This is a genomic window from Bacteroidota bacterium, from assembly GCA_016722375.1.
In the GTDB taxonomy this organism is placed as follows: domain Bacteria; phylum Bacteroidota; class Bacteroidia; order Chitinophagales; family LD1; genus Bog-950.
This window is the reverse complement of record JADKJG010000009.1, coordinates 73,082-95,868: the sequence shown is the minus strand read 5'-3', so window position 1 is coordinate 95,868 and position 22,787 is coordinate 73,082. Positions and strand designations below refer to the sequence as shown.

Genomic DNA, 22,787 nt, shown 5'->3' with positions numbered 1-22,787 from the left:
GTCGCGTGAAGTTCCTTTCGACCTATATTTCCAAATGGTTTCGATTTCTGCCAGCTTTGATGCTCGTGGCCCTCGTCGGACTTTTTATCTGGAATCTTCTTGAACATGGAATAGTTAAACATCCGGGACAGGCAGTTTTTCAGGAGCGATGCGCGCAGTGTCATGGGGATCAAGGCGAGGGCATAAAGACTTTGGTCCCACCACTGGATGACCGGGAGTTTGCCCGACACCATTTTGATTCTATTCCCTGCTGGCTTAAGAACGGATTAAATCACCCTATAATTATTCATGGCAAAGTATATGATCAGCCGATGTATCCCAGCAAGTTGGATGACATACAAACGGCTAATGTCATCAACTACCTAAACAACGAGTATTTTAAACTTGATAAAGAGGTGAACTCCGCTTGGGTACGAAAGCAGTGGGAAGGATGTGAATAGATTCATTTCCTCATTCCTTTGAATATTATATTCGCCGAAATCTCTCATTATGAAGTTTGCACTGATTGGGTATGGAAAAATGGGTAAAGCTATTGAAGACATCATTCTTCAACAGCGTAGTTCGGACTTGCGATTTCAATCGGATGAAATTGTGTTGAAGATTTCAGAAAACAATCTGGCTGATTTCACGATAGCTAATTTACAGAAGGCCGATGTAGCTATTGAATTCACCCAACCCGATTCTGCCATTGCTAATATCTATAAGTGTTTTGAAGCCGGAGTACCGGTGGTGGTAGGCACTACCGCCTGGCTCGATAAACTGGAAGAAGTGAAGTCAAAATGTTCGTCCATGAATGCTGGCCTCTTCTTTTCACCAAATTTCAGTGTCGGGGTAAATATTTTTTGGGAAGTAAATCGCCGTTTAGCGCAGTTGATGAACGGCCAAGCTCAATATGAAATCAGTATAGAAGAGATTCATCATACAGAAAAGAAAGACGCTCCTAGCGGTACAGCAGTAAAAACCGCTGAAATCATTATGGGAGATTTTAAACGAAAAAAATCATGGGATTTGCAAACGGCAAAGGACTCGCAAGCAATGGCAGATGACAAATTGTTAATTGTTGCCAAGCGCGAACCGGGAGTTCCAGGCACCCACACAGTGAAATATGAAAGCGAAGTGGACTTCATTGAGTTGACGCATGAAGCTAAAAGCCGCAAGGGATTTGCCGAAGGAGCTATACTAGCGGCAAGGTGGATGGTGAGCAAGAAGGGGGTTTATGAAATGAAAGACCTACTAAAAATATAGCATGGCCAATCAAATTTGCCTGAACGATGAAATCCTAAATGATATTTTCGTTCTTATATTAATCATCCGTTTTTCTGATTTCTAACGTCTAACATTCCTCCTTTATGTCTATCCTCGGACTTATCTTCTTTTTCATTCTGCTGCTCAACATCCCTTTGCAGTTTTTGGGTCTCTATGGAATCTTTAAAAAAATGGGCATTCCTGCATGGAAAGCGCTGGTCCCAATCTATAACCTCTATGTATGGATAGAAGCGCTTCACCGACCTAAATGGTGGATAATTATGTTGTTCATCCCCGGCATCAATCTGTTTTACGGTGCCGGATTATGTATTGAACTGGTAACCTGTTTTGGAAAGTTTTCTTTTTTAGACCATGCCTTAGCCATTCTGTTCAACGGATATTATTTCTCTTATCTGGGCTGGTGCAAAGACGAGAAATTCATCAGTTATACGGGTGTAAAAACCGGACAAACTCCTCCGAAACGTACCGCACTTAGAGAATGGGCAGATGCGATTGTTTTTGCAGTGGTGGCTGCTACGCTCATCCGCATATTTGTTGCCGAAGCTTATATGATTCCTACTCCTTCTATGGAGAAAACATTGTTAGTGGGCGATTTCCTTTTCGTCTCCAAATTTCATTATGGTGCGCGGGTTCCGAACACACCGCTGGCCCTTCCTTTTGTGCATCACACAATTCCTGTGCTCAATATCAAATCGTATGTAGAATGGATCAAACTGAAATATTCTACCCTGCCGGGTTTGCAAAAGGTGAAACGGAACGACATTGTGGTGTTTAACTTTCCTGCCGGTGATACAGTAGTGCTAGAAAATCAGGCTCCGGCTTACTATGATATTGTGCGCTATACGGCAGCATCAAATCACGTTGGTTATGATGAGGCGCGCCAAATGCTTTGGAACGATCCCAATACACATATTGTAGCTCGGCCGGTGGACAAACGCGAAAACTATATCAAACGTTGCGTTGCTATTCCGGGCGATCGTTTGGAGGTGAAAAATGGTGCTTTGTTTATCAATAATGAACCGGCCTACAGACCGGAACAGCTTTACACGCCCTATACGATTATGTTCCAATCGGGAATGGGTCTGAGCCAGGAGAAAATAAATGAATTGCAAATAGAGGATGTGAGCAATCGTTTCAATTCACTTCCACCGGGACATTTCGTGGTGCTGATGACCAAAGAAAATGCTGCAAATTTGGAGGCTATGAAAGTAACTTCTGGACTGCAACCCTTCTATTATCCGGCAGGCGCTTTACAATCGCAGGTGGAGGATATTTTTCCGAACGATACTTCTCTTTATAAATGGAACGTAGATAATTTTGGTCCGGTTACCCTGCCCAGCAAAGGGATGACCATCCAACTGAACGATTCTATCTATCCGCAATATGACCGCGCCATCCGGGTGTATGAAAACAATGAAGTAGTGCGCAACAATGGCAAATTTTTTATCAATGGTAAGGAAGAAGCTTCTTACACCTTCAAAATGAATTATTACTGGATGATGGGCGATAACCGCCACAATTCGCAAGATTCCCGTTACTGGGGTTTTGTTCCCGAAGACCATATTGTGGGCAAAGCTTGGTTCATTTGGATGAGCATGAACAGTCAGGGCAGTTTCTTCGAGAAAATACGTTGGAGCCGTTTGTTTAGTTCCATTCATGGCAGATGGGCGCCACACGATAAGAAGTTTACGGAGTAAGTTCTCTCTGTCTTATATATAGGTCTTTCCTTGACCTATATTCCCGATTTTATCTTATTCACAAAGTGTGAAGGGCTTAAAATTCAGATTTTGCCTCGTTCACAAAGTGTGAATACCTTCCAAATGAACATTTTGCCTCATTCACAGAATGTGAATGGCATAAAATTCAGATTTTGTCTCGTTCACAAAGTGTGAATGCCTTCCAAATGAACATTTTGCCTCGTTCACAGAATGTGAATGGCATAAAATCCAAGTTTTGCCTCGTTCACAAAGTGTGAATGGCATAAAATCCAGATTTTGCCTCCTTCACAGAGTGTGAATGGCAGTAAATCATTGATTTACCTTAAAAATTTTCAGAAATTGATGCTTTCCAAGCCCTGGCCGGCGGCTAATAGCTCGGCGATGTCGAAGACTTTTACATCGAGCCGGTCTTTGGCTTTCACGCCATCGGTCAGCATGGTGTTGCAAAACGGACACGCCGAGGCAACGATGTTGGCTTTTACCTCAATGGCCTCTTCGATTCGGGCAACATTGATTCTTTTCTTACCCGCTTCCTCCTCTTTCCACATTTGAGCACCTCCGGCTCCACAACACAGGCCTTTATTACCGCAGCTTTTCATTTCTACCAATTCGGCATCCAGTTCTTCTAATACTTTGCGCGGCGCTTCATAAATTTCGTTGCCGCGACCCAGATAGCAGGAATCATGATAGGTAATTCTCTTTCCTTTGAAGGAGTTGGTATCGGTCAACTTGATTTTGCCTTCATCAATCAGTTTCTGTAAAAAAGTGGCATGGTGAATCACTTCATATTGGCCGCCTAAAGAAGGGTACTCGTTCTTGATTATATTGAAGCAATGAGGGCAAGTGGTTACGATTTTTTTAACACCATAACTATTCATCACTTCAATATTCTGAAGCGCTACCATTTGAAATACAAATTCATTGCCGGCGCGCTTGGCGGGGTCGCCGGTGCAACTTTCTTCGGTTCCAAGAACGGCAAATTTTATGTTCAAATGGTTCAGTATCTTGACAAAAGCGCGCGTTACTTTTTGCGCGCGTTGATCAAAGCTGCCCGCACAACCTACCCAAAAAAGAATATCGGGGGTTTCATTGGCTGCGGCCATCTCGGCCATGGTAGGTACGTTTATCATATAGTTAACTACTTAAGATTCTTTATTCCAGTTTAGTCTGTCTTGTTGCGAAAACTGCCAAGGGGCACCGTTGTTTTCTATGTTCGAAAACATGCCCATCCATTCTGCCGGGGCATTTGATTCCTCCATCACTAAATTTCTCCTTAATTGAATAATAATATCGAGCGGACTGATCAGTACAGGACATTCTTCCACACAGGCGTTACAGGTAGTGCAAGCGCGAAGTTCTTCTACACTGATATATCCGTTTTCGATTAATGATTTGCCATCGTCATTCCATACTCCGTTGTTGGCCTCCATGCTTCTGCCCACTTCCTCCAAACGGTCGCGGGTATTCATCATAATCTTGCGCGGGTTTAATTTTTTTCCCGTCAGGTTGGCAGGACAGGCCACCGTGCATCTTCCACATTCGGTGCAAGTGTATGCATCCAACAAATTCTTCCGGCCTAGATCGAAAATATCCTTCGCTCCAAACTTTACGGGTTCGGCAGAAACTGGTTCTGGTGAAGCAGAAGGATTCATCATCTGTTTGATTTCTTTGGTGATTGCGGGCATGTTGGCGATATAGCCCTTTGGCTCTAAACGACCGAAATAGGTATTGGGGAAAGCCAGCAGGATATGCAGATGCTTGGAATAGGGCAGATAAACCAAAAAGGCCATGACCCCAATGATGTGTCCCCACCAGCCAATTCTTTCAAAAACAAATAAGGAACCATGGCTCATGCCGGAAAACAAAGGCATCAAAGCGCCGCTTACAAGAAATCCGTATTCGCCGTGGTGCAATGCCATATCGCCGGTATTCATACTAAAGATACAAATCAGGAGGTAAATTTCTCCGACTAAAATCAGGGTAGCATCGGCTATGGGCCAACCTTTCATTTCGGGCATATTGAGTCGCGGAACTCTCAATATCCACCTACGAGTCAGAAAAGCTACCGTTACGATAAATACAGCAATGGAAATAACCTCAATGAAGGAAATGGCAAAAACATAAATGGCTCTTAAAGCGGGCATGTCTTCTACCAAATGAAACAAGATGCGATGTTTCCCGGTAAACCCATCGAGAAACACTTCTATCAACTCTATTTGAGTAATCACGAACCCTACATATATAACCAAGTGCAGAATCGCTGGAGTGACGTTTTTAAACATCTTTTTCTGCCCGAAAGCAACGAGCAACATATTTTTCCACCTTTTAGATGGCTCATCGTTTGGCATATCATTTTTACCCAAACGGATGTTCTTAAACACGCGAGAATAACCTTTGTAGGCAAAATATCCGCTGACCAAACAAAGAACTATAAACAATACAATCTGGATGAATGTGAGCATAAGTGGAAAATCAGTCGGGGCTAAAATACATTTTGTTCTTCAAAAACCGCTAACCTTGTAAGTCGGTTTTAAACAATCACAATTATGAATGCATCTCGATTTTACACTTTGATATTTTGCCTACTTATTTTTGCCGTTGAGGCACAAAAACAACCGGGGGTAAACACCAAATTAGATCTGCGAACTTGGATACGTTTGCAAAATGGTGTTGAACAGGGTAAAATAATATCGCTTATTGTTCAAGGCGATTTGAGAAAGATAGAGCAACTAACCGTTAAACTTGGTGGCGTGTACAAATTTGGACGTAACCGAATAGCCTCCATAGATATTCCGGAAAATAATTTACTCCTCTTTTCCGAAAGTGTTGCGGTAGAGAAGATTGAAAATCCCCATAGCGAAGGGCGGGCATTGATGGATACTTCGCGCATTAGAAATAATGTGGATAGCGTTCACGAAGGCGCTTTTCCTCTAGCCGCTGCGCTAAAAGGCAAAGGGGTGATTATTGGCATTATTGATGGTGGTATTTATTTCCAGCATCCTGATTTCAAGAATCCAGATGGCTCTACACGCATTCGGTATATATGGGACCAACGAATAAGCGGAGGGACCACTCCTGCACCTTATAATTATGGTAGAGAATGGAACCAAGCGGATATTAATAGCGGTAACTGTACGCATGTGGAACCTTTTTCCGGCAGTTGTGCCGACTTCGGGCATGGCACCTGTGTAGCTGGGATTGCTGCAGGAAACGGTAGAGCAGATTCTGCTAATCCAAATCTTAAAAATACTTATGTAGGAATCGCCCCTGAAAGTGAAATCATTGCAGTTAGGGTGGGAAGCGGCTCTTGTTATGCCAGTAATTTTTTAGCGAGCGTAGCGGATGCCGTGGACTACATTTTCAAAAAGGCCGATGCGCTGGGTATGCCTTGCGTTATCAATACCAGCGTGGGCACCTATTATGGTTCGCACGATGGAAAAGATTTGAGCACCAAACTTATAGAGGACTTACTGGATGAACGAAGCGGGCGGGTGTTAGTTGCCTCTGCGGGAAACGCCGGTCAGATTTCTCATCATCTGGGCTATAACCTCACGAATGATTCAGCGTTTACGTTCTTTAAATATAATACCACATTAGGGTCAGTATATTTTGATCTCTGGGCAGATTCTACAGATTTCACTAATGCGTATTTCGCCATCGGAGCGAATGATACCAGCGGAAATGATTTGGGACGAACATCTTATCTAAATGTGATTGCTGATTTTAATCCTGCCCCTGGTCTGTCGGTTGTTCAAACACGTAATTTGTTTGTCAACTCTCAGTTAGTAGCTATCACCATAGAGGTAGCCAACGATAATGGAAGATACCATGTAGAGGTTTATATGAACCCGGCGAACAAGAAATTATTATGGCGGCTGCAGACCACCGGTTCCGGACGATTTGATTTATGGAGCAGCGAATCCTTAATTGGCAATTCAGATATGGTGAGAACTATAAGTGGCAATACCATTCAATATCCTGAATACCGCCATCCTGATTCGCTGAAAACAATGGTTACCTCTTGGCAGTGCAGTGACAAGGTTATTACCGTTGGAAATTATTCTAACCGTGCCAGTTATCTAGATTATGATTCGCTCAACGTGGACTTAACTGCTTCTCCATATTTTGAAGTAGTAGGTAAACGCTATGCCACTTCCAGTTTGGGGCCTACACGTGACAACCGCTTGAAACCCGATATTATGGCTAGCGGGAGTACCACTCTTTGTACGGGCGATCAAAACACAATTAACGCCTTAGTATCTAGTAGTCAAAAATATAAAGTGGCCATTGGGAGAAAACATATTAGAAATGGAGGAACCTCTATGGCTTCTCCGGTCGTAGCTGGTATCGCTGCTTTATATCTTGAAAAACGTCCGACAGCTACCTGGGATGAAGTGAAGAAGGCGTTGATCTGGACAGCAATTAGGGATTCATTTACTACGATAAGCCCTAATCCAGAATATGGTTATGGCAAAGTGAATGCCTTTCAGGCACTGACCAACGCAGGGGTTATTTACGGAGCTATGGATACATCCTGTATTAATTTCAACCCAAGTGCAAACGTTGATACATCGGGCTGTGTGGCGAAGGTTTATGGCGTAACTGATACAACTTGCCTTAACTATGATTCCACAGCGAACGTAAGCAGCAATGTCTGTATTGCGAAGGTTTATGGATGTACCGATGATAACGCAAACAACTATAATGCCAGTGCAAACGTAGATAACGGTAGTTGCGATTATAGCACCACAGTTAGAGTTATAACAAACAATAGGGTATCCATTCGGGCAGTACCTAATCCCTTTTCTTCCCAAACTACTTTCCAGATAAGCAACATGAATTTGAAGCAAGGTGAAGTCATAGTTTATAACATTCTCGGCCAGGAAGCTGACCGGTTCAGCGTCAACAAGGGAAAAGCACAGTACGTTTTCCAAAGTGCTGCACTTCATAAAGGAATATATACCTATACGCTTATTTGCGACGGAAAACATTTAGCCACCGGAAAATTAATCGTGGAATAATGAGCACTGAAAAAAAAGTACAGCTACTGAATGATGATGAAATTCGTCAAAAGACGCGGCGAATGGCTTATCAGATTGTGGAGTCGAATTTCGATGCCAAAGAACTGATACTTATCGGGATTCATCACAATGGATTGGAATATGCCCGACAGTTGAAGACCGAAATAGAAGGCATTGGTTCCTCAACGGTGTTGTTGATGCCGCTTTCACTGGACAAAAAACACCCACTGCAACATGATATTAAACTTGATAACGCTAATAAATCGCTGGACAATAAAACTGTGATAGTCGTAGATGATGTAGCCAACACCGGCAAAACCCTTTATTATGCACTGAAGCCTGTGATGGAATATGCCCCTAAAAAAGTTCAGGTAGTCGTTCTCCTTGACCGCCAGCATAAATTATTTCCTATAACACCTGATTTTGTTGGGCTCTCGCTTTCTACAACCATGCAAGAGCATATTGAAGTAGAGTTTGACGAGAAAGGGAAAGCCCGTGCCTTTCTTGTTTAATATTCTACAATAATCTCACCACATGTATTTGGTCATAGAATCAGACTAAGTACACCCAATAATCGGGCGAAAAATATGTTTCCAGCTTTATCCCTATTGTTTTACACAACGAACACTTATAAATACATTTGGGTAATGAATGGGTAATTCTAATTTTGGGGCGATGGACAAAAGCGAAAAGGAGATAATCGGCTTTTCTAAGCTAAACAAAAGAGACAAGATTGCCTGGCTGGCGAAGAACTTTCTCTACGCTAATCCGGTGGATATTTTGGGAGAGTTTGCCGCTTACTGGCATGATAACATCGAAGCGCAGAAGTTATTAGATGGTTTCAGCGAAAATACCCTTACTAATTTTCCGGTTCCTTTTGGGATAGCTCCTAATTTTAAGATTAACGATGTAATTTTTGCCATCCCGATGGTGACAGAAGAAAGCTCGGTGGTGGCAGCAGCAGCCAATGCGGCAAAATTCTGGTTATCGAGAGGGGGATTTAAGGCGACCGTTCTTTCTACCAAAAAAATAGGTCAGGTTCATTTCACCTATCACGGCGATAAAAAAAAGCTGTTCAGTTTTTTTGAAAGTATTAAAGATGAATTGAAAGACGGTGTCAAATCCATTACCAAAAAGATGGACGAAAGAGGCGGCGGAGTGAAGGGAATGGAACTGCTTGACTTTTCAGATTTAGAGCCGAACTATTATCAGTTGCGGGTCTATTTTGAAACTGCGGATTCAATGGGAGCAAACTTTATCAATTCATGCCTCGAAGAATTTGGGAAGATGCTCTTAGAAAAGGCAGAGAAACACGCTGGATTCACGGAGCGGGAAAAGGAAATGGAGATTATCATGTGTATTCTTTCCAACTATACGCCGGATTGCGTAGTGCGCGCCGAAGTAAGTTGCCGGGTGGAAGACTTAGGAACTTTCAACAACGGTGAACTTAGCGCCGAAGAGTTTGCCTGGAAGTTCCAACGAGCCGTGAACATAGCCCGCATTGACCCCTACCGCGCCGCAACGCATAACAAAGGAATTATGAATGGTGTTGATTCTGTGGTTATTGCCACCGGCAACGATTTCCGTGCAGTAGAGGCCTGCGCCCATGTTTACGCCTGCCGCGACGGCGTGTATAGAAGTTTGACCGAATGTACGGTAGAGAAAGGTATGTTTCGTTTCTGGCTCACCCTGCCTATTTCGGTAGGGACAGTGGGAGGACTGACTTCGCTGCATCCTTTAGCCAAGCGTTCCTTGGAACTGCTGGGGAATCCAAATGCTAAAAATCTAATGGAAATTATTGCCAGTGTAGGCTTATCTCAAAACTTCGCTGCTGTCCGTTCTCTGACTACCACCGGTATTCAATCCGGTCACATGAAAATGCACCTGACAAATATCCTCGCTTCTATGCAAGCAACGGATCAAGAAGTCACTCATGCTAAAATATTCTTCGCCGAGCGGCTCGTTAGTGTAGCAGCCGTCCGAGAGTTTTTAGAACACGAGCGATTAGGGCGCAAAAAATAAGTTAACCACTAAGCCACGTAGAACACGTAGCGGCACTAAGGAAAAACATCTTAGTAGTAAACATATATAATGAGCTTGCGAATCATAACGAACGAATCACAAACTTTTTACGGCCATGGAAAACTCCTGATAACCGGAGAGTATTTTGTGCTGGATGGTGCCAAAGCTTTAGCGGTTCCTACTACCTATGGACAATCCTTGCGAATCAAGGAACTTCAAGCGGCTTCCAGCATGCTTTATTGGGTAGCGCTGAATCATCAAAAGAAAGCCTGGCTAAATCTAGTTTTTAATACCAAAGATTTTTCTTGCATGAACTCGGGACAACCCGAAGCACAAAGACTTTCTAAAATATTATCAGAAACTAGAAGGCTCTCTCCGAAATTCTTAAATACGAATCAAGACTATGCCATCGAAACCCAGTTAGAATTCCCCAACGAATGGGGGCTTGGCTCTAGTTCTACCCTGATCCATTGTGTTGCGCGCTGGGCAAATGTCAACGGTTATGAACTATTGAAAAATACTATTGGCGGTTCGGGCTATGATTTAGCTGCGGCGGGTATTGATTCCGCTATATTATATGAACGGAAAGGAAACCTCGCCCAAACCGAAGCAATTAATTGGGAACCTTCGTTCAAAGAGCAACTATATTTTGTTTATACCGGCAAGAAACAACTTTCTTCACAGGCCATTGAGTATTATAAGAACCAGCTAAAAGATAAAGAGCCTGCTATCCGCAAATTGAACCTTATTACTGATTCCGTATTAAAAGCAAATAGCTTAAAAGATTTTGAAGCATTGATAGAAGAACATGAAAAAATAATTTCCACACATCTGCATCTAAAAAAAGTCAAAGAAATTATGTTTGCCGACTATTGGGGCAGCGTAAAATCTTTAGGAGCTTGGGGCGGAGATTTTGTTTTAATGACCAATGGACGAGGAAAAGAAGAATTAAAGAATTATCTTTCGGACAGAAAAATAGATACCTGTTTTAGTTGGGACGAATTGATTTATAAAAAATAGAAGAACCATGAAAGAGATAAAGAAAGTAACCTGGCGCAGTCCCTCAAATATCGCGCTGGTGAAATATTGGGGCAAAAAGACAGGTGTTCAAATTCCGGCCAATCCTTCGGTTAGTTTAACGTTGGAACAATGCTATTCCGAAACCAGTGTATCGCTGCTAGAGCGTGAAAGAAAGTCCAAAGAAGTAGAGTTGCGATTCTATTTTGATGGCAAAGAAAACATGGCTTTCCGCCTACGGATGTTAAAATTCTTCGATAGCATCGCCAAAGATTTCCCCTTATTGAAACAGTATGGACTGCTGATTCATTCCACCAATTCATTTCCACACTCTTCCGGCATTGCTTCCTCGGCTTCGGCCATGAGCGCGCTGGCTTTGTGTATGTGCGATTTGCAGGAACAATTAGACAAGAAGAAATCTTCTCCCGATAAATTTCTTCAAAAAGCAGCTCTGTATTCTCGTCTCGGTTCGGGGAGCGCCTCCCGATCTATTTATCCTTATGCCTCTGAGTGGGGCAAGGCCAAAGGTGTAAAAAGCTCTACCGACCAATTTGCCATTCCTTATGAAAAAGGGCTGCACAAAATATTCCGAAACTTTCAAGATACCATTCTCATTGCCAGCAGTTCGGAGAAGAAAGTATCTAGTCGCATAGGTCATTCGTTGATGAAGACCAACCGCTTTGCCAAAACTCGCTATGCACAGGCCAACAGCAATCTGTCAAGCATTATATCTGCCTTGAAAAAAGGAGATTTGGAACTGTTCGGTGCTATCGTAGAAGAAGAGGCCATGACGCTCCACGCACTGATGATGTGCTCTACCCCTTCTTTCATTTTGATGGCTCCTTCTACCCTATCTATGATTGAAGCCGTTCGTCATTTCCGCGAATCATCCAAACTACCCGTTTATTTCACGCTCGATGCCGGGCCGAATATTCATCTGCTCTATCCAGAAAACATCAAACGAAAGGTGGACGAATTCATTTATGCCGAACTGGAACAACACTGCGAGCAAGGAAAAATGATTCACGATAATGTGGGCAAAGGGCCTATCCGCGTTAAATAATAAGAATTAACCACTAAGGCACTAAGCACACTAAGGAACACTAAGAATGGGGGTGTCGCAGAAATACGTTAATGATTTAAGCTATCAGATAGTGGGTTGCGCCATTGAGGTGCATAAGTACTTAGGGCCTGGATTACTGGAAACAGTTTATGAAGCATGCTTCATTAATGAATTAAACTCAAAAAAACTTGCTAACAACGTTCAGGTAAGAGTTCCGATAAAATATAAAAACAAGGATTTAGGAAGTTATCTGGTCATAGATGTTTTAGTGGAAAACTTAATCATCGTTGAGTTAAAAGCAGTTGAGCAAATGAACCCGCTTTATAAGGCACAACTCCTCTCTTATCTTAAACTGACCGGAAAACCCAAAGGCCTGTTAATTAATTTCAATTCCGTTACCATAACTAAAGATTTAAGACCATTCGTAACTGATGTATTTCAAGAACTACCAAAAGAATAATACTTAGTGCTTTTCTTAGTGTGCTTAGTGCCTTATTGGTAAACTGATTAACCATTTATCTTGTCAAAAAAACTTTCCCATAAAATATTTCATTCCAAAGTATTGCTCTTTGGCGAGCATATCATCAACCTCGGCGCCAAGGGTTTGGCCGTTCCCTTTGACCATTACGACGGATTGTTAAAATCCGGGAAACTGTCTGATGATAAAACCTTCCATTCCAACCAATCACTTCAAAAGCTGGCCGACTTCATCATTGCCGAAGACCACCTGACTCCGCTATACGATACGAACCAATTTCTCGACGATCTGGAGAAAGGATTATACTTCGATTCCACCATTCCACAGGGTTATGGGTTAGGCAGCTCTGGGGCCTTGGTTGCAGCGCTTTATCACCGTTACCGTAAACCAAATAAAAAGCCTAAAGAAGTAGGCATTATCAAGAAAGAACTGGCCGAACTGGAAAGCTATTTCCACGGAAAAAGTTCCGGTCTGGATCCCATCGTTTGCTATACCAACCAAGCCGTTTTGATCACCAAGGGGGAAGTAAGCGAGGTGTTCCACTTGCCCAAAAGCGATAGCCATACCCTACAAATTTTCCTCATAAATACTCATATCGAGCGGAAGACCGCTCCCTTCGTGAACCTCTTTCTCAATAAGTGTAAAGACAAAAAATTCATGAGCGTGGTAGAAAAATCGCTCATCCCGACCAACAACATAGCCATTGAAAGTTTTCTGAAAAAGAAATATGATTCTTTGATGAATTCCGTCAAACTGATTTCACAACTTCATGCAGACCTGATGCCCGAATTCATTCCCCCAAAATTTAGAGAAGCCTGGCTACATGGTTTGAAATACAATGAATTTCATCTCAAGATTTGCGGCGCTGGTGGCGGCGGTTTCATCATCGGCTTCGCCCGCGCCGATACCAATCTCCCTACCTTTTTGGGTGGCATGGAGATTATTGAATTGATGAAGTTTTAAGGGAATTGCTTAGGCACCCTGACCGCAGGATTAAAATTAAAATAGTGTTAATTAATCTTCCCTGATTTTAATGGGATTACTAATAGTTTTACCTTGCAGGGAGAATTATTCTTCCATCATATTTTGTAACCATAAAATCTAACTATATGAAATCTTTAGTAGCAGTGTACGAATCACACGACAAAGCCGTTCAGGCAATTCAAGACTTAAAAAAGTCGGGTTGTGATGAAAAAAAAATCTCCTTGCTGAGCAAGGCCGACTTGATAGATAACCACATTCATGTAAAGTCCAATCAAACAGCAGAAGTTGCGGAGCTAAGTATCGGAGTAACTGCCGGCGCGGTTCTCGGTATATTGACCGGTGTTGGAGTATTTGTTATACCAGGGCTTGGTTTTCTTTACGGTGCGGGTGCTTTGGTGGGTGCGCTTGCCGGTTTGGACTTTGGAGTGATGGGAGCCGGAGTAGTAGCGATTTTAACCTCCATAGGAATAGATAAAATCAATGCCGCCAAATATGAACAGCATTTAAACGAAGGCAGATTCTTAATTTTTGTTCAAGGAAGTGACCAAGAAGTTGCCAAAGCACAAACCACTTTGCATACCGGTGTACTGCATCTAGAGTTAGATACAAATTGATTTTCTCCGGGCGCTGGATATATCCTCGTCCTGAGAAGGCCTTAGCTTTTAGTTATTTTATACTCTTGATAAACTCTTCTAAACAGAAGAGTTTATATGAAGATTAACCCAAGGGTTTCTTATACCAATCTGATCAAACACTACCAGATTAACACTATGATTGGCGTATGGATAGTGTAAAATGGACAAATAAAACAATGGGAAATGATTTCGTGGAATGAAGTATTGATTCGTCTGTCATTAGCTGCATTATTTGGGGGCATAATCGGGCTAGAAAGAGAAAGGAAAGATTGGGCAGCAGGATTAAGAACACACATGATGGTAAGTGTGGGGGCTTCGTTAGCCATGATCGTTTCAGCCTATGGTTTTGCAGATGTTTTGGGGAATCCAAATATCGAACTGGATCCATCAAGAATCGCGGCACAAGTTATTAGTGGTATTGGCTTTATAGGTGCAGGAGCTATTCTATTATTAAGGCAAGGCATGGTGAGGGGTTTAACAACCGCCTCGGGGTTGTGGACGGTTGCTGCCATTGGATTGGCAACGGGTGGAGGATTATATTTTGCGGCTTTGGTAACAACCGTATTAGCGATAATTATTCTTTGGGGATTACAGCCACTTGAAAAGAAATTAGGTGGTAAGTTCAAGCAAAAAAGTATAAGAATAGTAACGATCAGCAAGGACAAATCAATTAGTATTATCGGTAAAATATTTATGAACGAAAATTGGGAAATTTCTGGCTGCATCGTTGACAAGGAAGATATTGAATTTATCATCACCGTCACGTTTAGAAATATCGGCAAGCAAGATTTAACTGAATTGATGAATCATTTTCAATTGGATACCGATATAAAGGAAGTTGTTTGGAGTAATTAGCCTGATTACATCTATTCGAGCATAGGCTGTGCGGGTAAGGGGGGAGTCCTTCGTACTTCTTAGTGCTTTATTCCTTATTGGTAAACCACCACAAATCCTGCCTTTTCTAAATCAGTCCAAAATCCGGGATAAGACTTTTCGACTACGGAAGGATTTTCAATACTAATTTCTCCCATCAACGCCAGTGGGGCAAAGCTCATCGCCATGCGATGGTCGTTATAGGTGGCAATAGGCGCGGTGGGTATTTGAAATATCCCTTTTAGTTGGTGTAGGTCGTATCGGTCGGAGTAATCAAATAAAGTGCTGGTCTTTTTCAATTCATTTTGCAAAGCGGCGACTCGGTCGGTTTCTTTTACTCTTAGCGTTTCCAAGCCTGAGAAGGTGGCGTAAATATCCTTTGCGGCAAACATTACAGCTATAGTCTGCGCCAAATCAGGATTATCTCTAAAACTCATCTTCATCATTTTGGGGAAATTGACTGCCCGCTTTTGAATCAAAGCTCCTTCCTCTTGAAAAGAGGTGGTTACCCCAAATCGTTTCATCCAATCAACAATCGCCTGATCGCCTTGAGTCCAGTCGTCCTTCAATCCTTCCAGAAAAATCTCCGCCTCGTCTGCCAAAAACGCGATGGAATACCAATAAGAAGCCGAAGACCAGTCACCACCGACTTTGTAATGCTGAGTTTGGAATGCTGAATGTTGAATAGTGATAGTATTATCCTTCCACTCGGCCCTTATTCCAAAATGTTCCAATAACTTCAGCGTCATTTCAACGTATGGACGCGAGGTAAGCTCAGTGGTAAAGTTTATTTTCAATCCATTGGGTAGCGTGGCCGCAATCAGCAGCAAGGCGGTGATGAACTGGCTGCTGATATTTCCTTCGATATGCGTTTCATTTTCTAATCTCTCTAAACTTTTGATGGGTACTATTTCAAGCGGCGGATAACCCTCTTGTCCAACGTAACGAATATCGAAACCCATTTCGCTCAGTGCATTAACCAGCGGAGCGATGGGCCGCTGATTCATCCGTTCAGTACCGGTGATGATTTTGTGTTGATTGGTGGCCGCAAAATAGGCAGTGAGAAAGCGCATGGCTGTCCCTGCATCCCGCACATCTACTTCTTTTTCAAAAGAAGCAAGTATCTTCCTCATGGTTTCCGTGTCGCGAGCGGTGGAGAGATTGCTTAATTCTAATTGATTGCCGCTCAGTGCATTTAATATCAAGAGGCGATTACTTTCGCTCTTAGATCCCGGAATTCCTATTCGCGTCTTTATCCTTTTAGTGGGATGACTTACCCTCGCTATATTCATGCAAAACCCTGTTGTAATAATCCAATGATTCCTTAATCGTATCCTCTTTAACGGATTGATTGATAGAATAGTTACCAATCCCCTTTAATAAAGTAAACTGAATTTGCTCTCCCGAATTCTTCTTATCCTGCTTCATCAATTCACCGATAGCCTTAAATTCAGTAGGAGAAATCTCTGGCAAATCATAGTAATTCAGAATAGTGGTACGGATAGCATCCAACTCGGATGCACTCAGTAGCTTCTGTTTCATAGAAATAAAACCTTCGGCAATCATTCCCACTGCTACTGCCTCGCCATGTAGCAGCTTTTGACACTCATTATTTAGAAAATGGCTTTCAACCGCATGACCAATGGTATGCCCGAAGTTTAACGCTTTACGGATATTCTGTTCTTGGGGGTCTTGGGAAACAATGCCTGACTTTATCCGAATATTCTTCTCCACCACTCGGTCCCAGTTGTTCTTGCTGAACTCTAATTCATGTCCTATTTTTTCTGCTGTCTGATGTCTGCTTCCTCGTGTCTGCTTACTGATTTCTTCAAAACCATCGCCGTCCGCAATCAAATAATGCTTCATCACTTCGGCAAAGCCCGATTTAAGTTCTCGTTCGGGCAAGGTCTTCAAGAAACCGGTATAAACAAATACTCCTTCCGGTTCGTTGAACAAACCTATTTGATTTTTGAAACCCATAAAATCTACACCGGTTTTGGCTCCTACATTGGCATCTACCATTGCCAGCAGCGTAGTCGGGATATTGATGAATTGGATTCCTCGTTTATAACATCCGGCGGCAAAGCCCCCCAAATCACCGATCACGCCACCCCCAAGGTTAATGAGCAAGGAATTCCGGTCGGCGTTTGATTCCGTTAGTTTCTGCCAAATGGTTTCGCAGGTCTTTAACGATTTATGCTCCTCTCCTGCCTGCATCTGAATGATTTGATGCGGTGGCAGATACTTCAATATAATTGGATAACAGTGTCGGAGCGTATGCTCGTCAAGCAGAATGTAATGTGAAGAATGGTGGTGGTGTTTGAAAAAATTGGAGAGCGCTGCAAAAGAAAGGTCTTCTATAAATACATTCAGCACTACTTGGTTCATCTACTAATACTTCCTTTCAAAAACCAGTGAGCCGATAAATGCCTGACGAACATCCAGATCAAAAGAGCGCTGATGTTCAATAGCAGCCTGTGCCAACTCTTCTTCAGACTGAATATGATATAGCGAACTTTCACTTCGTTTGTTTTCGAGTTCCGCAGCCCTCGCAGTCACATTCACTTCCGTATCTGAAGCACGGCGCATTTCATCCAACAGGGTATCAGGTCTCGGTTTTCGTTTTTCGGCTACCGCTATTGGTTTAGGTGCCTGCACTGGCTTTGCAGGCGCCTGAGGTTGTTGATGCTTTTGCAATTCGCGAAGAATGTCTCCGAAACTAGTTGGCGGCGTTACCGGCTTCTGCGGCTGCGACGGTTGTTCCTTCTGTTGCTTTCTTTCTTGTGAGGCTTTCCACATGGAATAGATAAAATAACCCACCCCGGCTACAATATAAAAGATGGTCTTTGATTCCATGAGGGCAATTTAGAAAACAATTAAGAATTTACAATGAACTAAGGCCAATTATAAATAACTAATAGGAAAGAGTGAGCAATTATATATAGCTGATAAACCTAAACACCTCCGCACTTCAACACATTCCTCCCTCCTCACTATTTAAGGTAAACCGTCTTAATATTCACAAACTCTTTCAGGCCATATTCCGAAAGTTCTCTTCCAAAACCGCTTCGTTTCACGCCACCAAAGGGCAGGCGCGGATCAGATTTCACAATGTCATTGATAAACACATTGCCCGCCTCCAGTTCAGAAATCATACCTTTTGCTTTTGCTATATCTTTTGTCCAAATAGAAGCGCCGAGACCATAGATAGAATCATTCGCCAGTTTTATTGCATCCTCTTCATCTTTCGCAACCACCACACTCCACACCGGTCCGAATATTTCCTCATCAAAAGCCTTCATTCCGGGTTTTACGTTGGTCAACACCATCGGCGTGATATAATTGCCACCAATGTTTTGATATTCTACACCAAAGGAGGCAGAGGCTCCGTGCAGCAAACTGTCCTCTACCTGCGCTCTTACCTTTTCGGCTAAGTCCTTTCTTGCCAGCGGACCTATTTGTGTCCCTTCCTCTTCCGGATTGCCGACCTTGAGCTGGCACACCGCTTCGTTCAAACGGCGAATAAATTCATCGGCAATCTTTTCTACGACAATAAACCGCTTGGCAGCGTTGCAACTCTGTCCCGAATTAATACTTCGCGATTTGATAGCACCTACAATCGTAGCATCCAGTTCGGCATCTTCCAAAACAATGAAGGCATCGTTGCCTCCCAATTCGAGTACGCACTTTTTAATGTTCCTGCCCGCCTGCTCGGCCAAAAAACTTCCCGTTTCATCGCTACCCGTAAAGCTGATGCCCACCACCCGCGGGTCGGCAAACAATTTGCCGGTGTCCTCATTCGTCAAATAATAATTTCGGAAGATGTTGGGAGGTGTACCGGCCTCAATAAACAACTGTTCAATAGCGGCGGCACAACCCGGCACATTGGGCGCATGCTTCAATATCGTTACGTTACCCGTAATCAGCGTAGGAATGGCAAAACGAAACACCTGCCAAAAAGGAAAATTCCAAGGCATGACGGATAACACAATGCCCATCGGCTCGTAGCGAACAAAACTTTCCGAGGCATTGGTCTTCACCGCTTTATCTTTCAAAAGTCCGGGTGCCTGAGTGATGTAGTAATCAAAAGCCGTGAGGCATTTATTCAATTCATACTCTGCTTCGCGCAGCGGCTTACCCATTTCGAGCGTTATAAGTTGGGCGAATTTCTTCAGATCCTTTTCTAAAAGAGCCGCCACACGCGAAAGATGCTCGCCGCGTTCCTCAACGGAAAGTTTTCTCCAACTGATAAATGCCTTTTGTGAAATTTCTAAATCTACACAAGGGTGTAAAGGATACTCACGTACCAAAAAATTGGTAACTGGATTAATGGTAGCGTACTTCATAGAGAAATGAAATGCGAAAGTAGAATATTATTTAGTGGCGCATGCAGAAAACAGAGTCTGGAAGCGCTAACCGGAAATAGGTTTTTTCTTTTTCACCGGCTTGTCAAGACCATTACTCTTCGCCAATCCATTACCCACTTTGCGGTCATATAGTTTCTTGATCGCTTCCTGAAAAGTAATTCCATCTCTTCGGCTGGTGAGCCAAGGCAACAACACCCGCATCAGCGAAGGCTTGCGGGCCTTTAATTGCGATCCGCCCACTTCAATGGACTCAAGCATTTTAGACAACAACTGCTCGGTTTCTTTCCTATTCTTACTGAGCAACAACTTCGTAAAACAATCAAATGTCTTTTGATAGAAGGTATTCTTCATTTCATATTCGAGCAGCAATTTCTGCAACTGTTTGGCCACTCCCTTGATATACTTTAGGTCACTGCTTTCGTACTGAATGACCATTTCAAGCACCAACGAAGAGAGCAGACTATTCCGATCGCATTCCTTGTTCTCATAAATACGTTGCAAATACTGCATTGATTTTTGGAATTTGCCTGTTGCAAAATAATGATAGGCCGCATCAAAGTTGAACTGCGAAAGCACCCGTGAAGTAATTATCATTTTATTTTCCTCTATCCATTTCAGGATTTCACTCAACAATAGTTCACTCCTTTCAAATTCTCCCGACAGGTTATAATACCTGATGAGCAAAGCGTAGCGGAATTGTTCAGCCATAGTCGCTGCGGTGCGGCAAGTCGGTTCATCTTTCCGATCTATAAATTCCTGCAAACGATTAACATAAGAAACCACATCTGCCGGATAATGATGCAAACTATACATCCCGGCATTCCAGAGGCAGGCTACTCGATTATTTTCAATTCCGGGAATAACGATTTCGGGGCTTTCAATGATCGTGAGGATATTGCGTATGTGCCGGTAGCCATCGGCTATTTTTCCATTCTCCTCGGCTATGATATAGTTCATCTGCTCCAACGTAATCCTATAAAAAGGTTTCAGTTTGCGATGCTTCAATTGGTCAGCATACTCCTTTGCGCGTTTCAAAAACTTTGCTCGTTCGCGGGGAATAGACAAGGCCGGGCTGTTCATGCGAAATAAAGTCAGCCAAGTAACCGTTCGCCTCACCAATATGTCCGTTTTTAAATCTTCAATCCACTCGTTGGCTCGATCTATGCCTTCTTCCATCAATCGTTGCAGTTCCGCTTGATCATATTCAACAGTGGCAATCATCAAACGCCGGTCAAAGGCAAAAATGTTGAGTGCCGGCTCATAGTTTTGTTCTGCTAACTGTTCTAATTTATCGAGATGTTCGAGCGCATGACTAAAAAGCAATCGGCTAGAAAGTATTTCCGCCTTCAATAAATAATCTATAGCTTCGGAAAAAATGCTGTGTCGGCGGTTGCCGTTTGTCAGCGAATCGAGGATGTTATCATACAGATAGATTTTGGCAGCAGAAAAGTTAGATATTTCCTTGCCAAACTTTTGTTTCAATAATGCTTCATCATATATTTTCTGTCCATTGATGGCATCAAACAGCCGGACATAAATTTTCGGTTTGCCATCGCTGTGTTGTACATATCTTTTGAAATATCCTTTCTCGGCAGGAGAAAGCGTTTGAATCAATTCGAAAAGGGAGTGGGCAGTTTTCATTTCGACACGCCGTAAGTAAATTTACGGCTATTTTATTTTGATTCTTATATATGAGCGATCGGTAATCCTTTGGTAAAGGAATCAATTTTCCGGCTCAATTAGGTACTTTACAAAAGTATTAAATGATAGTTTTATTATTCCGAGATTTATTTGCCAAGCCATGAAACCCTTTCTGGCATTGAAATGCATCAAACAAGTGCCTCGTCGTATCCTATCAGTTTATCCTACTTTAATATCATCCATCATCATTTCTCTTGTTTCTTTGCAACATCAAAGTTCGTATGACAAGCCTTGACTTTAACTAATCCCACATCAACCCACGTCTGTACACACCCTGCCTCCCCGGCAGGGTGTACAGATATTCTGAATCAATAGATTTCTAACCAATTATAAAAGTAAGCGAAAGAGTGTGGAACTCCTATGAACTTCTTTGCCGTCTCAAATGTTTAGGACAATATTGAAAACGGAATATAAATAAAAACCATCTGGCTTAACTTTATCAACCGTCACCTACAGGAACCTTGCAGTTCAAAAACAAAAAAGGCACTCACCTGTTAAGGAAGCGTCTTTCTAATTGCACTGAAAAGAAATGATTAGTTAGGACGGCAGGAAACCCAAGGCCCGAAGCCTCCGTTTCCTTCTGTTGAGTTGGTCGAGATGCGGAAATACAGTCTTATGTCGCTATTCAAATCGCAGACGAGAACACTTTTTTTTGTGCAACTCAGCCTAGAAACCGGAGCTCCACCTTCCGGATGGGTAGTGTACTCTATAACATAAATAATTCTCTTCGCGACTGCATTCCACCTCAATTTTATTTGACCGGCCACCGCAGTGTTTCGCGCTGTGAAGCCGGTCGGAAAATCAAGTAAACCCACCCGAACAGCGGCCTTGCGCACCTCAAACCCACTGCTGGCAACTATTTCAGGATTGCCATTTGCCACAGTTTCCACATAAGACCGAAGTCCTTGAAGGATAAAGGTCATTTCTTTCAACCGCGCATTGCGAGCAATCGTTGCCACTCGCGAGCCATCCATCCTTTTTTCTGCATCAGCTAAGGCATCTATGGATGCAGCAACAGTAGCCAAACTAGGAAATGGGTTTGTAAAATAACCGTTGCCAATCATACTTATCAAAATCTTTTTGCTGTCAATCAACTTTTGACCAACAGTTTTATTTCTGAACGCCAGTACCGTTAGTAAACCAATAATGGTGATACCGCCATTGTTTGCTTTCTGACCGGAACGCTTATATTTCTGTTTGTTCTTCATAAATATGGTTTCTTAATTTCTATAAAATCCGCCCACCTATATAAGGTAAACCACCGGTAGTCCTCTGCTTGCCATCTCTGGGTTTTAACCAAAAGACAACCGATAGTTTATTGATACGAAAATTTCATGTTCATGGTTTCAAAAAACTATATAAATAGCCTAAAGACCTCAAAAAAACGAAAAAATCAACTAAAAATGCGTGTATAGCGAGTGCTATTCTGTGAATAGCATGCGCTTTTCATCGGATAGCACATGATATTGAGTCGAAAGCATGAGCTTTCGAGACAATAGCAGGTGCATTTAAGGGAATAGCAGGTGCTTAGCGATGAGTAGCACTTGCATTACGAAGGTTAGCACTTGCTTTGCGAAGGTTAGCACGCGCTTATCACTGAAAAGCGCATGCTTGTGGCCGTAAAGCATGTGACCTTTCTCGT

Annotated in this window: 20 protein-coding genes; 12 read left to right on the top strand and 8 right to left on the bottom strand. The window is 42.7% G+C overall.

The window, feature by feature from the left end; translation table 11 throughout:
- Positions 1-5: 5 nt before the first annotated feature.
- The 3 genes from IPP77_13720 (at position 6) to lepB (ending at position 2,963) form a co-directional block, all read left to right on the top strand.
- Positions 6-440 carry a cytochrome c gene (locus IPP77_13720; GenBank protein ID MBL0310683.1) on the top strand — a complete coding sequence of 145 codons (435 nt, stop codon included), beginning with the start codon at positions 6-8 and terminating at the stop codon, positions 438-440.
- A 49-nt stretch (positions 441-489) separates the two neighbouring features.
- The gene (gene dapB / locus IPP77_13715) at positions 490-1,245 is read left to right on the top strand and encodes a 4-hydroxy-tetrahydrodipicolinate reductase (protein ID MBL0310682.1); all 756 of its coding nucleotides are present in this window, start codon (positions 490-492) and stop codon (positions 1,243-1,245) included.
- Between the two features lie 104 nt (positions 1,246-1,349).
- A complete protein-coding gene (gene lepB, locus IPP77_13710) occupies positions 1,350-2,963 on the top strand; it encodes a signal peptidase I (protein ID MBL0310681.1) in 1,614 nt (537 codons plus the stop codon).
- Positions 2,964-3,316: 353 nt separating this feature from the next.
- On the opposite strand, the gene IPP77_13705 is transcribed toward lepB, so the two are convergent.
- Together IPP77_13705 and IPP77_13700 are read right to left on the bottom strand one after the other, a co-directional pair.
- A complete protein-coding gene (locus IPP77_13705) occupies positions 3,317-4,114 on the bottom strand; it encodes a (Fe-S)-binding protein (protein ID MBL0310680.1) in 798 nt (265 codons plus the stop codon).
- A 12-nt stretch (positions 4,115-4,126) separates the two neighbouring features.
- On the bottom strand, positions 4,127-5,446 hold the full coding sequence (locus IPP77_13700) for a 4Fe-4S dicluster domain-containing protein (protein MBL0310679.1): 1,320 nt from the start codon (positions 5,444-5,446) through the stop codon (positions 4,127-4,129).
- Between the two features lie 84 nt (positions 5,447-5,530).
- Here IPP77_13700 and IPP77_13695 point away from each other — a divergent pair, with 84 nt between their 5' ends.
- The 9 genes from IPP77_13695 (at position 5,531) to IPP77_13655 (ending at position 15,059) form a co-directional block, all read left to right on the top strand.
- Entirely contained in the window at positions 5,531-8,005 is a 2,475-nt protein-coding gene (locus tag IPP77_13695; protein MBL0310678.1) for a S8 family peptidase, read from the top strand.
- The gene (locus IPP77_13690) at positions 8,005-8,517 is read left to right on the top strand and encodes a phosphoribosyltransferase (GenBank protein MBL0310677.1); all 513 of its coding nucleotides are present in this window, start codon (positions 8,005-8,007) and stop codon (positions 8,515-8,517) included. The genes IPP77_13695 and IPP77_13690 overlap by 1 nt, the downstream gene beginning before the upstream one ends.
- A 163-nt stretch (positions 8,518-8,680) precedes the next feature.
- Positions 8,681-10,027: a hydroxymethylglutaryl-CoA reductase gene (locus IPP77_13685; GenBank protein MBL0310676.1), complete on the top strand. Its 1,347-nt coding sequence runs from the start codon at positions 8,681-8,683 to the stop codon at positions 10,025-10,027.
- A gap of 69 nt (positions 10,028-10,096) precedes the next feature.
- Positions 10,097-11,047 carry a GHMP kinase gene (locus tag IPP77_13680; GenBank protein ID MBL0310675.1) on the top strand — a complete coding sequence of 317 codons (951 nt, stop codon included), beginning with the start codon at positions 10,097-10,099 and terminating at the stop codon, positions 11,045-11,047.
- A 7-nt stretch (positions 11,048-11,054) separates the two neighbouring features.
- On the top strand, positions 11,055-12,107 hold the full coding sequence (locus IPP77_13675) for a diphosphomevalonate decarboxylase (protein MBL0310674.1): 1,053 nt from the start codon (positions 11,055-11,057) through the stop codon (positions 12,105-12,107).
- Positions 12,108-12,159: 52 nt separating this feature from the next.
- Complete coding sequence (locus IPP77_13670; protein MBL0310673.1) at positions 12,160-12,567, top strand: GxxExxY protein; 408 nt, start codon at positions 12,160-12,162, stop codon at positions 12,565-12,567.
- A 60-nt stretch (positions 12,568-12,627) separates the two neighbouring features.
- Positions 12,628-13,548 carry a mevalonate kinase gene (locus IPP77_13665; protein MBL0310672.1) on the top strand — a complete coding sequence of 307 codons (921 nt, stop codon included), beginning with the start codon at positions 12,628-12,630 and terminating at the stop codon, positions 13,546-13,548.
- Positions 13,549-13,694: 146 nt separating this feature from the next.
- A complete protein-coding gene (locus IPP77_13660) occupies positions 13,695-14,183 on the top strand; it encodes a general stress protein (protein MBL0310671.1) in 489 nt (162 codons plus the stop codon).
- A gap of 204 nt (positions 14,184-14,387) precedes the next feature.
- The gene (locus IPP77_13655) at positions 14,388-15,059 is read left to right on the top strand and encodes an MgtC/SapB family protein (GenBank protein ID MBL0310670.1); all 672 of its coding nucleotides are present in this window, start codon (positions 14,388-14,390) and stop codon (positions 15,057-15,059) included.
- Positions 15,060-15,133: 74 nt separating this feature from the next.
- Here the strand turns inward: IPP77_13655 and IPP77_13650 are convergent, their stop codons facing one another.
- The 6 genes from IPP77_13650 to IPP77_13625 all read right to left on the bottom strand — a co-directional run bounded on the left by IPP77_13650 (position 15,134) and on the right by IPP77_13625 (position 22,353).
- Positions 15,134-16,369, bottom strand: coding sequence for a 3-phosphoshikimate 1-carboxyvinyltransferase (locus IPP77_13650; protein MBL0310669.1), 1,236 nt, complete (start codon positions 16,367-16,369; stop codon positions 15,134-15,136).
- On the bottom strand, positions 16,338-17,465 hold the full coding sequence (gene aroB / locus IPP77_13645) for a 3-dehydroquinate synthase (GenBank protein MBL0310668.1): 1,128 nt from the start codon (positions 17,463-17,465) through the stop codon (positions 16,338-16,340). The genes IPP77_13650 and aroB overlap by 32 nt, the downstream gene beginning before the upstream one ends.
- 3 nt (positions 17,466-17,468) lie before the next feature.
- A complete protein-coding gene (locus IPP77_13640; protein MBL0310667.1) occupies positions 17,469-17,933 on the bottom strand; it encodes a hypothetical protein in 465 nt (154 codons plus the stop codon).
- 137 nt (positions 17,934-18,070) lie between these two features.
- A complete protein-coding gene (locus tag IPP77_13635) occupies positions 18,071-19,423 on the bottom strand; it encodes an NAD-dependent succinate-semialdehyde dehydrogenase (protein MBL0310666.1) in 1,353 nt (450 codons plus the stop codon).
- 66 nt (positions 19,424-19,489) lie between these two features.
- Complete coding sequence (locus IPP77_13630; GenBank protein ID MBL0310665.1) at positions 19,490-21,085, bottom strand: hypothetical protein; 1,596 nt, start codon at positions 21,083-21,085, stop codon at positions 19,490-19,492.
- 593 nt (positions 21,086-21,678) lie between these two features.
- Positions 21,679-22,353, bottom strand: coding sequence for a hypothetical protein (locus IPP77_13625; GenBank protein ID MBL0310664.1), 675 nt, complete (start codon positions 22,351-22,353; stop codon positions 21,679-21,681).
- Between the last annotated feature and the right edge of the window lie 434 nt (positions 22,354-22,787).

What these genes read in the sequence shown, in the direction of transcription:
- IPP77_13660 (MBL0310671.1), top strand. Translation starts at nt 13,695, where the DNA reads ATGAAATCTTTAGTAGCAGTGTACGAATCACACGACAAAGCCGTTCAG.
- IPP77_13650 (MBL0310669.1), bottom strand. Translation starts at nt 16,369, where the DNA reads ATGAATATAGCGAGGGTAAGTCATCCCACTAAAAGGATAAAGACGCGA.
- IPP77_13635 (MBL0310666.1), bottom strand. Translation starts at nt 19,423, where the DNA reads ATGAAGTACGCTACCATTAATCCAGTTACCAATTTTTTGGTACGTGAG.
- IPP77_13705 (MBL0310680.1), bottom strand. Translation starts at nt 4,114, where the DNA reads ATGATAAACGTACCTACCATGGCCGAGATGGCCGCAGCCAATGAAACC.
- IPP77_13675 (MBL0310674.1), top strand. Translation starts at nt 11,055, where the DNA reads ATGAAAGAGATAAAGAAAGTAACCTGGCGCAGTCCCTCAAATATCGCG.
- IPP77_13700 (MBL0310679.1), bottom strand. Translation starts at nt 5,446, where the DNA reads ATGCTCACATTCATCCAGATTGTATTGTTTATAGTTCTTTGTTTGGTC.
- IPP77_13630 (MBL0310665.1), bottom strand. Translation starts at nt 21,085, where the DNA reads ATGAAAACTGCCCACTCCCTTTTCGAATTGATTCAAACGCTTTCTCCT.
- IPP77_13680 (MBL0310675.1), top strand. Translation starts at nt 10,097, where the DNA reads ATGAGCTTGCGAATCATAACGAACGAATCACAAACTTTTTACGGCCAT.
- dapB (MBL0310682.1), top strand. Translation starts at nt 490, where the DNA reads ATGAAGTTTGCACTGATTGGGTATGGAAAAATGGGTAAAGCTATTGAA.
- IPP77_13695 (MBL0310678.1), top strand. Translation starts at nt 5,531, where the DNA reads ATGAATGCATCTCGATTTTACACTTTGATATTTTGCCTACTTATTTTT.
- aroB (MBL0310668.1), bottom strand. Translation starts at nt 17,465, where the DNA reads ATGAACCAAGTAGTGCTGAATGTATTTATAGAAGACCTTTCTTTTGCA.
- IPP77_13690 (MBL0310677.1), top strand. Translation starts at nt 8,005, where the DNA reads ATGAGCACTGAAAAAAAAGTACAGCTACTGAATGATGATGAAATTCGT.
- IPP77_13640 (MBL0310667.1), bottom strand. Translation starts at nt 17,933, where the DNA reads ATGGAATCAAAGACCATCTTTTATATTGTAGCCGGGGTGGGTTATTTT.
- IPP77_13685 (MBL0310676.1), top strand. Translation starts at nt 8,681, where the DNA reads ATGGACAAAAGCGAAAAGGAGATAATCGGCTTTTCTAAGCTAAACAAA.
- lepB (MBL0310681.1), top strand. Translation starts at nt 1,350, where the DNA reads ATGTCTATCCTCGGACTTATCTTCTTTTTCATTCTGCTGCTCAACATC.
- IPP77_13655 (MBL0310670.1), top strand. Translation starts at nt 14,388, where the DNA reads ATGATTTCGTGGAATGAAGTATTGATTCGTCTGTCATTAGCTGCATTA.
- IPP77_13625 (MBL0310664.1), bottom strand. Translation starts at nt 22,353, where the DNA reads ATGAAGAACAAACAGAAATATAAGCGTTCCGGTCAGAAAGCAAACAAT.